The 13299-nt window shown below is 68.1% G+C and carries 14 protein-coding genes; 9 read left to right on the top strand and 5 right to left on the bottom strand.

Annotated features, from left to right (window positions below):
• Positions 1 to 70: 70 nt before the first annotated feature.
• Positions 71 to 1726 (bottom strand): AMP-binding protein, encoded by a 1656-nt coding sequence (locus VNJ47_11265; protein HXG29409.1) that lies wholly within the window; start codon positions 1724 to 1726, stop codon positions 71 to 73.
• 32 nt (positions 1727 to 1758) lie between these two features.
• Complete coding sequence (locus VNJ47_11260; GenBank protein ID HXG29408.1) at positions 1759 to 3126, bottom strand: YihY/virulence factor BrkB family protein; 1368 nt, start codon at positions 3124 to 3126, stop codon at positions 1759 to 1761.
• Between the two features lie 156 nt (positions 3127 to 3282).
• Here VNJ47_11260 and VNJ47_11255 point away from each other — a divergent pair, with 156 nt between their 5' ends.
• The 3 genes from VNJ47_11255 to VNJ47_11245 all read left to right on the top strand — a co-directional run bounded on the left by VNJ47_11255 (position 3283) and on the right by VNJ47_11245 (position 5995).
• On the top strand, positions 3283 to 5004 hold the full coding sequence (locus VNJ47_11255; GenBank protein ID HXG29407.1) for an alpha/beta fold hydrolase: 1722 nt from the start codon (positions 3283 to 3285) through the stop codon (positions 5002 to 5004).
• 151 nt (positions 5005 to 5155) lie between these two features.
• Positions 5156 to 5614, top strand: a complete 459-nt coding sequence (locus VNJ47_11250) for a hypothetical protein (GenBank protein ID HXG29406.1) — start codon at positions 5156 to 5158, stop codon at positions 5612 to 5614.
• Positions 5615 to 5707: 93 nt separating this feature from the next.
• The gene (locus tag VNJ47_11245) at positions 5708 to 5995 is read left to right on the top strand and encodes a hypothetical protein (protein HXG29405.1); all 288 of its coding nucleotides are present in this window, start codon (positions 5708 to 5710) and stop codon (positions 5993 to 5995) included.
• 9 nt (positions 5996 to 6004) lie between these two features.
• On the opposite strand, the gene VNJ47_11240 is transcribed toward VNJ47_11245, so the two are convergent.
• On the bottom strand, positions 6005 to 6298 hold the full coding sequence (locus VNJ47_11240) for a hypothetical protein (protein HXG29404.1): 294 nt from the start codon (positions 6296 to 6298) through the stop codon (positions 6005 to 6007).
• Positions 6299 to 6345: 47 nt separating this feature from the next.
• Entirely contained in the window at positions 6346 to 6720 is a 375-nt protein-coding gene (locus VNJ47_11235; protein ID HXG29403.1) for an MAPEG family protein, read from the bottom strand.
• Between VNJ47_11235 and VNJ47_11230 the strand changes: the two genes are divergently transcribed.
• Positions 6719 to 7444: a hypothetical protein gene (locus VNJ47_11230; protein ID HXG29402.1), complete on the top strand. Its 726-nt coding sequence runs from the start codon at positions 6719 to 6721 to the stop codon at positions 7442 to 7444. The genes VNJ47_11235 and VNJ47_11230 overlap by 2 nt on opposite strands.
• The gene (locus tag VNJ47_11225) at positions 7444 to 8373 is read left to right on the top strand and encodes a TPM domain-containing protein (GenBank protein ID HXG29401.1); all 930 of its coding nucleotides are present in this window, start codon (positions 7444 to 7446) and stop codon (positions 8371 to 8373) included. Before VNJ47_11230 ends, VNJ47_11225 begins: the two co-directional genes overlap by 1 nt.
• Before the next feature lie 3 nt (positions 8374 to 8376).
• Here VNJ47_11225 and VNJ47_11220 read toward each other — a convergent pair whose 3' ends face one another.
• Positions 8377 to 9267, bottom strand: a complete 891-nt coding sequence (locus VNJ47_11220) for a phosphoribosylaminoimidazolesuccinocarboxamide synthase (protein HXG29400.1) — start codon at positions 9265 to 9267, stop codon at positions 8377 to 8379.
• A gap of 146 nt (positions 9268 to 9413) precedes the next feature.
• Here VNJ47_11220 and rpe point away from each other — a divergent pair, with 146 nt between their 5' ends.
• The 4 genes from rpe to trpD are packed head-to-tail and all read left to right on the top strand — an operon-like array spanning position 9414 to position 13187.
• Complete coding sequence (gene rpe, locus VNJ47_11215; protein HXG29399.1) at positions 9414 to 10097, top strand: ribulose-phosphate 3-epimerase; 684 nt, start codon at positions 9414 to 9416, stop codon at positions 10095 to 10097.
• 2 nt (positions 10098 to 10099) lie between these two features.
• On the top strand, positions 10100 to 11566 hold the full coding sequence (trpE, locus tag VNJ47_11210; GenBank protein HXG29398.1) for an anthranilate synthase component I: 1467 nt from the start codon (positions 10100 to 10102) through the stop codon (positions 11564 to 11566).
• The gene (locus VNJ47_11205; GenBank protein ID HXG29397.1) at positions 11563 to 12159 is read left to right on the top strand and encodes an aminodeoxychorismate/anthranilate synthase component II; all 597 of its coding nucleotides are present in this window, start codon (positions 11563 to 11565) and stop codon (positions 12157 to 12159) included. Before trpE ends, VNJ47_11205 begins: the two co-directional genes overlap by 4 nt.
• Positions 12156 to 13187, top strand: a complete 1032-nt coding sequence (trpD, locus tag VNJ47_11200; protein HXG29396.1) for an anthranilate phosphoribosyltransferase — start codon at positions 12156 to 12158, stop codon at positions 13185 to 13187. Before VNJ47_11205 ends, trpD begins: the two co-directional genes overlap by 4 nt.
• Positions 13188 to 13299: the final 112 nt, after the last annotated feature.

Here is a 13299-nt window from a genome sequence, read left to right as displayed (position 1 = left end):
TTTGATCTGGCTGAGGAGCGCAGGGCTCCGCCGCAGTCGCCCCAGACTACACAAGTCGGGCGCGTCCCGTCTAGCGCAGCTCCCGCCGGAGGATCTTGCCGACGGGGGACTTGGGCAGGGCGTCGCGGAACTCGATGTGTTTGGGCACCTTGTAGCCGGTCAGATTCTCCTTGCAGTAGGTCCGCAGATCCTCCGCCGTCAGCCCCGGATTCTTGCGCACGACGAAGATCTTGACCGCCTCGCCCGATTTCTCGTCCGGCACGCCGACGCAGGCGACTTCGAGCACGCCGGGGTGTGCGGCCACCACGTCCTCGATTTCGTTCGGGTACACGTTGAAGCCGGAGACCAGGATCATGTCCTTCTTGCGGTCCACGATGTAGAAGAAACCCTTGTCGTCGTACCGGGCGACGTCGCCGGTGCGCAGGAAGCCATCGGCAGTAAACACCTTGGCGTTTTCCTCCGGCCGGTTCCAGTAACCGGCCATGACCTGCGGACCCTTGATGCACAGTTCGCCCGGCGTGCCCGCCGGCAGCTCACGGCCGTCGTCATCACGGATCGAGAACTCGGTGGACGGCAGCGGCAGGCCGATCGAGCCGTTGTGCTCGGGCAGGTCGAGCGGGTTCATCGACGCGGCCGGCGAGGTTTCGGTCAGCCCGTAGGCCTCGGACAGCGGCTTGCCGGTGACCTGCTTCCACTGCTGCGCCACCGCCTTCTGCACCGCCGCGCCGCCACCCAGAGTGAGCTTGAGTGCGCTGAAGTCCAGGCGGTGGAATGCGGGCGTGTTCAGCAGGCTCACGAACAGCGTATTCACGCCGGTAAAGGCGGTGAAGCGGTGTTTTGAGAGTTCGGCGACGAAGCCGGGCATGTCACGCGGGTTGGTGATCAGTACGTTGTGTGCCCCGAGCTTCATGAACACCAGGCAGTTGGCCGTCAGGGCGAAGATGTGATACAGCGGCAGCGCCGTGATGATGATTTCGCGGCCCTCTTCGAGCACGGTGCCGACCCAGGCCGAGGCCTGCTGGAGATTGGCCACGATGTTGCCGTGCAGCAGGGTGGCGCCCTTGGACAGGCCGGTGGTGCCACCGGTGTACTGCAGGAAGGCGATGTCCTCACGGGTCAGTGCCTGCGGGCGGTGAGGGCGTGCAGCACCGCGCGCCAGCGCGCCCCGGAAACTGTGGGTACCGCGGATATGCCAGTCCGGCACCACCTTCTTCACGTGCTTGAGCACGAAGTTGACCAGTGTGCGGCGCGGGAAGGGTAACAAGTCCGCGATCTGGGTGGTGACGACTGCCTGTACCGGGGTCCGGTCGATCACCTTCTCCAGCGTCTCGATGAAGTTTTCGACGATGACGATGGCCTTGGCGCCGGAGTCCTTGAGCTGATGCTCCAGCTCGCGCGGCGTGTACAGCGGGTTGACGTTCACCACCACCAGGCCGGCACGCAGGATGCCGAAGACCGCCACCGGATACTGCAGGATGTTGGGCATCATCACCGCGACGCGCTCGCCCTTCTGCAGCCCCAGCGTGTGCTGCAGGAAAGACGCGAACTGCCGTGTGAGCCGGTCGAGGTCGGCATAGCTCAGCGTATGGCCGAGATTGCTGTAGGCCGGCAGGCCGGCGAAGCGCGCGCAGCTCTGTTCCAGTACCTCCACAAGGGAGCCGTAAGCGCCGGCGTCGATCTCCGCCGGCACGCCCTTCGGGTAGTGTTTCAGCCAGATTTTCTCCACGGATACTCCTTTGCCGTCATGGCGCCGCTTCTTCAGCTGGCGGCGCGCTCGGCGCCGCGCAGCAGCTCCGCCTGCCGCGGCGGGATGCCTTCGGCCAGCTGGCGCAAGCTGAGGTTGCCAGTGGCGGTCTGGGCGGCCTGGTCGAGACGTTGCATGACTTGGGCGACCAAGCGCTGTGGCGCCAGTTCGCGCTCGCGCACCCGCAGCCCCGGATCGCTGGCGCGCACGGCGGCGAGCAGCTCGGCCACGCTGGTGTTGTCGAGGTCGCAGCCCGGCAGCAGTGCCGGACGCTCGTCGGCCGTGTGCACCAGGAAGCCGCGCGCCAGCAGGATGTCGAGCACGCGGTAGAGGTGCTCGGGCGGCACGCCCAGGTGCCGGGCCAGGGTTTCTTCGTGCCACGGCGACAGGCGCTGGATCAGGTTGTGTCCGACCAGCGCCATCACCTGCAGCGCGATCTCCTCCTGCAGGCGCCCGCCCATGCGCGGCGTGGTCTGGCGCCGCGTGAGGTGTTCTGGATGCTGCCACAGGAAGGCGATGTGGCAACCGACCAAGAGCACCATCCAGCTCACGTACAGCCAGATCAGCAGGAAGATCAGGATCGCGAAGCTCGAGTAGATGGCGTCGTACTGCGTGGCGGTCTTGGTGATGGCCGCGAACACCCAGCTGGCGGTCTGCCAGGCGATGCCGGCGACCACGCCGCCGACCAGCGCCGCCGCCGGGCGCACGCGCGTGTTCGGGATGAACAGGTACAGCGCGGTGAAGCCGCCGCAGACGAGCAGGTAGGGGAACAACTGGCTCAGGACGTAGAAACCGAAGCCGAAGGGTTCCAGCGCCACCAGCTTCTGCACCAGGGTCTGGTTCATCACCGAAGCGGTCAGCGCCAGCGCCGAGAACAGGATCACCGGCCCGACCGTCAGGACCGACAAGTACTCACTGAAGCGGCGCGCGAAGCTGCGCGGCCGATCCACCTTCCAGATGTAGTTGCAGCCGCTCTCGACCTTCTGGATGAGCGAGATCACTGCGTACAGCAGCAGCACCACGCCGACCGCGCCCAGCACGCCGACCTTGATGTTCTCGACGAAGCCGATGATGGTGCGGCTGATCTGCGGCGCGGCCTCGCCGAGCGGCGCCAGGAAGTTGACCAGGATCGGCTCGATACGGTTGTGAACGCCCAGCGCCTTGAGCAACGAGAAGCTGATGGCGAGGAACGGCACGAAGGACAGCAGTGTGGTATAGACCAGCCCCATCGCGCGCATGCTGAACTGGCTGTCGGTGAGGTCGCGCAGGGCGGCGTGCGTCAGCCGCAGCGCCAGGAAGGCGCGCTGGGCCTGGGGCGGCAGCGACTCCAGGTCGCGCTCCCAGATCCAGTCGTCGAGCCGTTGGTTGAGCCGGTCCAGCACCCGCGCACTCCGCTTCCCAGACCCGGCCAGCCTAGCGCAGCCGACGCGCCGCGTCAGCCCGTTTTTGCTAGTCTAGTCGGGGCCTGGCGCCTCCCGCGGCGCTGGGCCCACAACACGCGTCCGATCATCGCCCCGCGCGGGTACGGTGAACCAGCCATGTCGATCTCCGCTGCCAAGACCTCCCCCGATCCGATTGCAGCCCTGGCCCGCCAGAACGCGGAAGGCCGCATCGCCGAAAGTCTGCTCGGCGCCAACCCCGTGGTCGGGCTGACCCGCGCGGAGTTGCTGGGTTCGGTGCGCAGTCTGCTGCAACTGCTGACGGCCAATCCGCGCGTCGTCATCACCCAGGAGCGCGAGTTCATGGCCGAGCTCGGCCGCATCCTGCTGGGGCGTTCGGCGCTGCGACCGGACCCGCGCGATCCGCGCTTCGCCCAGCCCGTGTGGCACAAGAGCCCCTATTACCGGCGTGTGCTGCAGGCTTACCTGGCCTGGGCGCGAAGCCTGCAAGCCATCCTCGATGGCGTCGAGGCCAGCCCGCACCGGCGCGAGCAGGCGCGCTTCGTGCTGATGCAGCTGGTGGACGCGGCCGCACCCACCAACTACCCGCTGGGCAACCCCGCTTTCCTCACACGGGTGCTGGAGACCGGTGGTGGCTCGGTGCTCAAGGGCCTGCGCAACTTCATCGACGACCTGCGCAGCAACCGCGGCATGCCGCGGCAGGTGGATGAACGCCCGTTCCGCGTCGGCCGGAATCTGGCCTGTTCCGAGGGCGCCGTGGTGTTCCGTAACCCGGTGTGCGAGGTGATCCAGTACCGGCCGCGGACCTCGCTGGTGCAATCGGTGCCGCTCCTGATCCTGCCGCCGCAGATCAACAAGTACTACATCCTCGACCTGGCGCCGGAGAACAGCTTCGTGCGCTACGCCGCCGACAACGGCCTGCAGGTGTTCTGCATCTCGTGGCGCAACCCCACCGCTGCGCAGCGCGACTGGGGCCTGGAAACCTACATCACCGCGGCGCGCGAGGCGATCGACGCCGTGCGCGAAATCACCGGCAGCCCCTCGGTCAACCTGGCGGCGGCCTGCGTCGGCGGCTTTACCGCCGCCCTGTTGCTCGGGCACCTGCGGGCGATGGGCGACGGCGGCAAGGTCAACTCGCTGACCCTGCTGGTATCCGCGCTCGATACCCACGCCAACGGGCTGCCCGGGCTGTTCGATGGCGAGGCCGGCCTCAAGGCGGCCACTGCGCGCTCGCGCCGCCAGGGCGTGCTCGACGGGCGCGAGATGGCGCGCGCCTTCGCCTGGATGCGGCCAGGCGAGCTGGTCTGGCCGTTCGTCGTCAACAATTACCTGCTGGGCCGGGATCCGCCCGCGCTCGACATCCTCTACTGGAACCAGGACACCACCCGCTTGCCGGCGCAATTCCACGCGGACCTCTTCAGCCTGTTCCGCAGCAACGCCCTGGCGCAGCCGGGCACACTCAAGGTGCTGGGCAGCGAGATCGATCTCAAGCAGGTCGACTGCGACGTGTTCGTCACCGCCGGCATCAGCGACCACGTGGCGCCTTGGCAGAGCTGTTACCGGGGGGCGCGGCTGTTTGGCGGCGCAGTGAAATTCGTACTGGCCAACAGCGGCCACTTGCCGACACTGGTCTGCCCGCCCGACAACCCCCGGGCCAAGTTTTACGTGCACGACGACTACGCGCTCGCGCCCGAGGACTGGCTGGAGCAGGCCACGCTCAAGCGCGGTTCGTGGTGGGCGTACTGGCGCAGCTGGATCGCGCCGCGATCCGGCACCCCGCAGCCGGCCCCCGCCAAGCTCGGCAGCAGCAAGTACCCGGCTGGCGATGCCGCGCCGGGCCGCTACGTGTACCAGAGGTAGCACGGCCCGGGCCTGGCCTGACTTTTGCAGCCATACCCCTGTCCTTGACATGGGTCCTCCCCATGTCTATATTGCACTGCAACAAAATGTTGCCCTGCAACATTTTGACGGGTGTGTGGGATTGTCATGGCTCAAACTTCAGGAGAAAAACATGGATATTCAAAAGCTTATCAATGAGCTCAAGGCTCAGTTCGAGACCCTGAGCAAGAAGGCCCAGGGCCTGTTCAAGGTTTCCGCCGACGCCGGCCAGCAGGCTCTGGTCGTGGTGTCGGACAGCGCCCAGGCGCTGGTCAAGGTCGAGACGGCCGCCGCCAAGGACGTGTACGAGATCGCCGTGGCCAGCTTCAACAAGGCCAAGGCCGCCGGCCTGAAGGAAGTCGCCGCCAAGCCGGTGGACTACCTGCCGACGGAAGGCGTGGACCGCGTCGTAGCGGCCGCCCAGGAGACGGTCGAGCTGCTGACCCAGGCCGGCGAGGAGCTGATCGAGGTGCTGCAGAAGGGCTACAAGAGCGTGCTGGCCAAGCTGCAGGGCAAGAAGCCGGCCGCCCGCAAGGCCAAGCGCACGACGGCCCGCAAGGCGACTGCCAAGAAGGCTGCCGCCGCCGCCTGAAGCCCAGCGGTATCCGCTTGACGGGACGGGGGGAGGCGTGAGTCTCCCCCCGTTTCTTTTTGCACGATCGGACGATTGCGACAGGAGTCGGATATGCAACCCACTCTCACCATCCGCATGACGCGGCTGCGGGACTCGGGCAGGGGCGCCATTGAGGTGCTTGGCCGCTGGCGCGCGCACGAGTGGCGCAGCCTGCAGGGGCACCGCGTCGAGCTGCAGGAACGGTTGCGGCTGGCGCGCGAGGCGCGCGGCCTGCGGGAACTGATCCAGACCCAGCTCGATCTCGTTCCGGAAAGCTGGCGGCGCTTGCAGCGCGACGCGCTCACACGCCGCGCGCTGTGGTCCGAACTGGGCGGCCGTCTGCGCGGCCGCGCGGACTGAGACGCGGCGTTATTCGACGGTTGGGCCGCTGTGCGTTGCCGGGCGCGGTTTGCGCCGGCGCCGCGGGCGCGGTCTGGCGCTGACCTCCGGCCCGACCGGACCGATCACCGCCATCAGACGCTTCCACGCGCGACTCGACTGGATGCCTTGCTTGAGCGCTTCCACGTCGACATTCTCCACGCCCTTGGCCAGCTTCTCGCGCACGAACTGGATCATGTCGTCCTGCAGGCCAGCCACGTCGGGCAGGCCGATGAACTGGCGCAGTTCCTGCGGCGTGAGTTCGATATCGATCTTGATGTTCATGCCGAGCCCCCGTTGAGTTGAGCCTGCACTGGCGGTTGGCGCGCCGCTCAGGCGGCGACCACGAACAGCGCCACTACGCAGCCGAAGGCCGCCATCCACACCAGCGAACGCAGCGTGGCCTTGTCGAAGATATAACACAGTCCGTAAACCACACGCAGCGCGATGAAGGCGATCGCCAGGCCGTCGACGGTGACCTGCGGTGCCTGTGCCAGCTGGGCGATGACCACCGCGGCGGCAAAGGGTGGGAAGGCCTCGAAGCTGTTGAGCTGTACCCAATGCGCGCGCTTCTGCCAGCCCTCGAGCCTGTCCAGCCACTCGCGCGGCCTGTAATTGTTGTAGCGGCCGCCGCTGAACTTGGCCACACCGGTGAAGGCGTAGGGCAGCAGCGCGGCGATCAACACACACCAGAAGGCAATCGTCATGACCGGGTCTCCTCGGGAATCCGTGGAGCCCGACTATAACAGCGGTGCGGCCGTGCTGGCGCCAGAGGGGTCGCCGCGGTATGGTCACGACATGCGTTTCGGGGGGACGGACAAGTCGACAATCGAGGCCCGCGTGGCGGCGTTCGAGCAGGCCACCGGCGCGCAGGCCGTGGTCTCGGTCGTCGATCGCTGCGATGCCTACCCGGAGGTACCGTGGCGGGCCTTCGCGCTCGGTGCCGTGCTGGCGGCGCTGTTCGTGTGCTCGGTGCCGGTATCGGGCGCAGTGTTGTATCACTCCACCGTGCTGGCTCTGGCAACCGTGCTGGCGACGGGCGCCGCGATGGCCCTGCTCACGGTCTTTGTGCCGGCGGCCGGTCGATGGCTGCTGCCGCGGGCGCGCCGCGAGGCCGAACTGCGCCAGTACGCGCAGGCCATGTTCCTGGAACGCGAGCTGTTCGCCACCCGCGAGCGCTCGGCGCTGCTGATCCTGGTCGGGCGTTACGAGCGCTGCGGCGCGATCCTGGCCGATCGCGGTCTGCGCGCGCGGCTACCCACCGGACAGCTGGCACGGGCCGAGGCACGGCTCGACGCTGCACTCGCCCGCGCGGGTATCGCCGCGGCGGTTGGGCAGACCCTGGATACGCTGCAGACCGGGCTGGCGCGTGCCGGAGCCGGCGGCGACAACGAGCTGTCCGACAGTGTGATCCGGGAGCGTGGGCCGTGATGCGATGTGCTGCGTTCGCACTGCTGTTGTGTCTGGCCGCCGCGCCGGCGCGTGCGCTCGACGTGCCCTATCTCAGCGGGCGGGTGGTGGACAACGCCGAGATCCTGAGCCCCGGGGCGCGCGAGCGCATCGCGCAGCAACTCAAGGCGCACGAGGACGCCACCGGCAACCAGATCGCGGTGCTGACCGTGCCCTCGCTGGAAGGCGAGAGCGTCGAGGACTTCGCGGTACGCGTGTTCGAGGACTGGAAGCTGGGCCGGCAGGGCCAGGACAACGGTGTGCTGGTGGTCGTGGCGCCACAGGACCGGCGCATGCGCATCGAGGTCGGCTACGGGCTCGAGGGTACGCTGACGGATGTCGCCGCCGCGCGCATCATCCGCGATGTCATGACGCCGCATTTCAAGGCCGGGGACTTCGACGGCGGTATCGAGCAGGGCGTGCAGACGATCATCCAAGTGCTTGCCGGCGAGGCAGCGGACGGGGCGGCCGCACCGGCCGAGGCGGGCACGCAATCCGAACTCTTCCAGGGACCCTTGCTGTCCGGGCCCGAGCGCATTCTGATGGGCGGTTTCATCTTCGGCATCATTGGCCTGTTCACGATCATCGGCATCCTGACCCCGGGGGTCGGCTGGTTTATGTATCTCTTCCTGATCCCGTTCTGGTCAATGTTCCCGATCGTGATCGTCGGCGCCGACCACACGCTCAAGATCCTGATCGCCTACCTGGTCGCTTATCCGCTGCTCAAGCTGGTCCTGCCGCGCACCGAGTGGTACCAGCGTGCGTCCAAGGCCATGGGCACGAAGGGCGGCGGGTTCGGCGGTTTCAGCGTCGGTTACGGCGGCGGCAGTTGGAGCTCGCGCGCCTCCGGCGGCGGGTTCTCCGGTGGCGGTGGCCGCTCGGGGGGTGGTGGTTCGTCGGGCAGCTGGTGAGGGTCAGCGGCCCGTCAGCCGCAGCTGCGCCTCTCGGTATTTCTCTGCGGTCTTGCGGATGATCTCGTCCGGCAGCTTCGGCGCCGGCGGCCTCTTGTCCCAGTCCAGCGTCTCCAGGTAGTCGCGCACGAACTGCTTATCGAAGGAGGGCGGGCTGCTGCCGGGACGGTACTGGTCGGCCGGCCAGAAGCGCGAGGAGTCGGGTGTGAGCGCCTCGTCGATCAGGTGCAGCTTGCCGTGCGCGTCCAGCCCGAACTCGAACTTGGTATCCGCGATGATGATGCCGCGCGTCAACGCATAGTCGGCCGCCTGCCGGTAGATCGCCAGCGTGATGTCGCGCACCTGCGCGGCCAGCTCGCGACCGAGCAGCTTCTCGGTCTCGGCGTAGCTGATGTTCTCGTCGTGTGCGCCGAGCGCGGCCTTGGTCGAGGGCGTGTAGATCGGCTGCGGCAGCTTGTCGGCCTGCAGCAGGCCCTTGGGCAGTTCGATGCCGCAGACCTTGCCGGTCTTCTGATAGTCCTTCCAGCCCGAGCCGATGAGGTAGCCGCGCGCGATCGCCTCGACCGGCAGCGGCCTGAGCTTGCGTACCACGATTGCGCGGCCTTCGACCTGCGCGCGCTCGGCCGGATCCTTGAGCAGCTGCGCCGGCGTCAGGTCGGTCGCCAGATGGTTGCCGATGAGGTTCTGCGTGCGCGCGAACCAGAAGTTCGACACCGCGGTCAGCACCGCGCCCTTGCCCGGAATGGGTTGGTCGAGGATCACGTCGAAGGCCGACAGCCGGTCGGTGGTGACGATCAAGAGATGCTGGTCGCCGGCGGCGTAGATGTCGCGCACCTTGCCGCGGTGGAGCAGGGGCAGCCCTTTGATCGAGGACTGGTACAGGGCGTTCTGCATGGCGGATACCGGCCTGATTTTGGATGGGAAATTGCTGGTTCGGCCCCGGACAGGCGGCTGCAAAGCGGCAGAGCTTAGTTTAAAGTGTGGCCTCTTTCAAAAGCCCGGAAACCCCGGAAACGGCCCCAAAACTCCATCCAGCGCCCATGTCCCGGCTGCCCGATTACATCGCGCCCTCGATCCTGTCCGCCGACCTGGCGCGGCTGGGCGAGGACGTCGCGTGCGTGCTGGCGGCCGGCGCCGACATCGTGCATTTCGACGTGATGGACAACCATTACGTACCGAACCTGACCTTCGGGCCGGTGGTGTGCGAGGCGCTGCGCAAGTACGGCATCAAGGCGCCGCTGGACGTGCACCTGATGATCAAGCCGGTGGACCGCATCATCCCCGAGTTCGCCAGGGCTGGCGCCAACTACATCACTTTCCACCCGGAGGCCAGCGAGCACGTGGACCGCACGCTCGGGCTGATCCGTGAGCACGGCTGCAAGGCCGGGCTGGTGTTCAATCCGGCCACGCCGCTGGACTACATGAATTACGTCATGGACAAGCTCGACATGGTGCTGATCATGTCGGTCAACCCGGGCTTCGGCGGACAGACTTTCATCCGTTCCAGCCTGGACAAGCTGCGCGAGGCGCGGCGACGCATCGACGACAGCGGACGCGAGATCCGGCTGGAGATCGACGGCGGTGTGAAGCTGGACAACATCGCGGAAATCGCCAGGGCCGGCGCCGACACCTTCGTGGCCGGCTCGGCGATCTTCGGCAGCCAGGACTACGCGCAGACCCTCAAGGCCATGCGTGCGGAGCTTGCCCGTGTGCGGAGCGTCTGAGGATGGCTGGTGCCCCCACGGCCGTGCGGCAGCGGCGCGTGCCGCTGGTACGCGAGGTCCTGGCTGACCTCGACACACCGCTCTCGACCTATCTCAAACTCGCCAACGCGCCTTATACCTACCTGCTCGAGTCCGTGGTAGGCGGCGAGCAGTGGGGGCGCTACTCGATCATCGGGCTGCCGTGCCGCACGGTCATCGAGGCCCGTGGCCGCGAGATCTGCGTGCGGCGCGACGGCGAGGTCGTGGAGCGCGCGCAGGCCGGCAACCCGCTCGACTGGGTGCGTGACTACGCCGCGCGCTATGCGGTGCCGGCGCTGCCGGATCTGCCGCGCCTGACCGGCGGCCTGGTCGGCTACTTCAGCTACGACAGCGTGCGCTATATCGAGCCCCGGCTCGCCGCGTCGGCGCCGCCCGATACGCTCGGGACACCCGACATCCTGCTGATGCTGTCGGAAGAGCTGGTGGTGTTCGACAACGTCAGCGGGCACCTGTACGTGATCGTGCACGCGGACCCGGCGTCGGGCGCCGACCGCGCGCGCGCCGAATCAAGGCTGGACGAGCTCCTGCGGCGGCTGCGCGCGCCGCTGCCGGCCGCGCCCGAGATGCCGGCGGCCACGGTCAACGAGGCCGACTTCGTGTCCGGCTTCACCCAGCAGGGTTTCGAGGCGGCGGTGGCGCGGATTCGGGAGTACATCGCCGCCGGCGACGTGATGCAGGTGGTGCTGTCGCAGCGGCTGTCCATCCCCTTCGGGCGCTCGCCGCTGGAACTGTACCGCGCGCTGCGCGGACTGAATCCCTCGCCCTACATGTACCTGATGAACCTCGGCGACCATCACGTGGTCGGCGCCTCGCCCGAGATCCTGGTGCGCGTGGAGGAAGGACGGCTCACCGTACGGCCCATCGCCGGTACGCGCCCGCGCGGCCGCACGACAGAAGAAGACAAGGCGCTGGAGCAGGACCTGCTCCGGGACCCCAAGGAAATCGCCGAGCACCTGATGCTGATCGATCTGGGCCGCAACGACGTCGGCCGCGTCAGCCGGACCGGTACGGTACAGGTCACCGAGCGCATGGCGATCGAGCGCTACTCGCATGTCATGCACATCGTGTCCAACGTCACCGGCGAGCTGCAGCCGGGCCTCACCGCCATCGACGCGCTCAAGGCCACACTGCCGGCCGGCACGCTCTCGGGCGCGCCCAAGCTGCGGGCCATGGAAATCATCGACGAACTGGAGCCGGTCAGGCGCGGGGTGTACGGCGGCGCGGTCGGCTACCTGGCCTTCAATGGCGCCATGGATACCGCCATCGCCATCCGCACCGCCGTCATCAAGGACGGCCAGCTGCACATCCAGGCCGGCGCCGGCATCGTCGCCGATTCCGTCCCGGCGAAGGAGTGGGAAGAAACCATGAACAAGGCGCGCGCGATCTTCCGCGCGGTGGCGCTGGCCAGCGGCGCTGGAGGCCGATCATGATTCTCATGATCGACAACTACGACTCCTTCACCTACAACCTGGTGCAATACCTGGGCGAGCTGGGCGAGGAGGTGCGCGTCTATCGCAACGACCAGATCACCGTGGACGAGGTCGCCGCGCTCGAGCCCGAGGCGATCGTGATCTCGCCCGGCCCCTGCACGCCGAACGAGGCCGGCATCTCGCTCGAGCTGCTGCGGAAAGTTTCGCCGCGGATCCCGACCCTCGGCGTCTGCCTTGGCCACCAGGCCATCGGCCAGGCCTTCGGCGGCCTGGTGCTGCGCGCGCGCGAGGTCATGCACGGCAAGACCTCGCTGATCCACCACACGGGCAAGGGCGTTTTTGCGGGGCTGCCCAGCCCGTTCCGCGCCACGCGCTACCACTCGCTGATCGTGTCGCGGGACAGGCTGCCGGCCGAGTTCGAGATCACCGCCTGGACCGAAACCGAAGGCGGTGAAATGGATGAGATCATGGGCCTGCGCCACAAGACCCTGCCGATCGAGGGCGTGCAGTTCCACCCGGAGTCGATCCTGACCGAGCACGGCCACGACCTGCTGCGGAACTTCCTGCGCAACGCGCGCGGAGGCCAGCCATGAGCGTGCAGCAGGCACTGGCGAAGCTGATGGAACGGCGCGACCTCGACGCCGGCGAGATGCAGGCGGCGATGCGCCAGATCATGGGCGGCGAGGCGACGCCGGCGCAGATCGCCGGCTTCCTGGTGGCGCTGCGCATGAAGGGCGAGACGCCCGCCGAGATCGCCGCCGCCGCGGGCGTGATGCGCGAGCTGTCGCTGCACGTGGCGGTGGACGACCTGCGCGAGCAGCTGGTGGACACCTGCGGCACCGGCGGCGACGCCGCCGGGCTGTTCAATGTCTCGACCGCTGCGGCGATTGTGGTTGCGGCGGCCGGCGGGCGCGTGGCCAAGCACGGCAACCGCGCCGCCTCCGGCAAGACCGGCAGCGCCGACGTGCTGGAGGCGGCGGGCGTCAAGCTCGACCTCGGGCCGAAAGGCGTCGAGCGCTGCATCCGCGAGCTGGGCATCGGCTTCATGCTGGCGCCGCGCTTCCATGCCGCCATGAAGCATGCCGTGGGCCCGCGCCGCGAGATGGGCGTGCGCACGCTGTTCAACGTCATCGGCCCGCTGACCAACCCGGCCGGCGCGCGCAACCAGGTGCTGGGCGTGTTCCATCCGGACTGGCTGCTGCCGATGGCCGAGGTGCTCAAGCGCCTCGGCAGCCGGCACGTGCTGGTGGTGCACGGCGAGGACGGCCTGGACGAGATCAGCATCGCCGCGCGCACCCAGGTGGTGGAGTTGAAGAACGGCGAAATCAGGCACTGGCACATGGCGCCCGAGGACGTGGACCTGCCGCGCGCGCCGCTGGACGGCCTGCGCGTGTCCTCGGCCCAGGAGAGCCTGGCCCTCATCCGCCGCGTGCTGGCCGGCGAGCCGGGCCCGGCGGCGGATACCGTAGCCTTCAACGCCGGCGCGGCGCTGTACGTGGGCGGACAGGCGCGCACGGTCAAGGCCGGCGTTGAATTGGCACGGGCGGCGATCGCCAGCGGCGCGGCCGCGCGCAAGCTGGAAGACTTCGCCCGCCTGAGCCAGAGCCTGGGCGACGAGTAGGCAGGACATGGCCGATATCCTGGACAAGATTCTGGCGCGCAAGCGCGAGGAAGTGGCGGCGGGCCGGCGCGCCCGGCCCGAGGCCGCGCTGCGCGCCGCGCTGGCCGGGACG

The sequence above is a fragment of the Nevskiales bacterium genome (assembly GCA_035574475.1).
GTDB lineage: Bacteria > Pseudomonadota > Gammaproteobacteria > Nevskiales > DATLYR01 > DATLYR01.
Note: the sequence above shows the minus strand (reverse complement) of the source record. Positions and strands in the feature narration are given on the sequence as shown.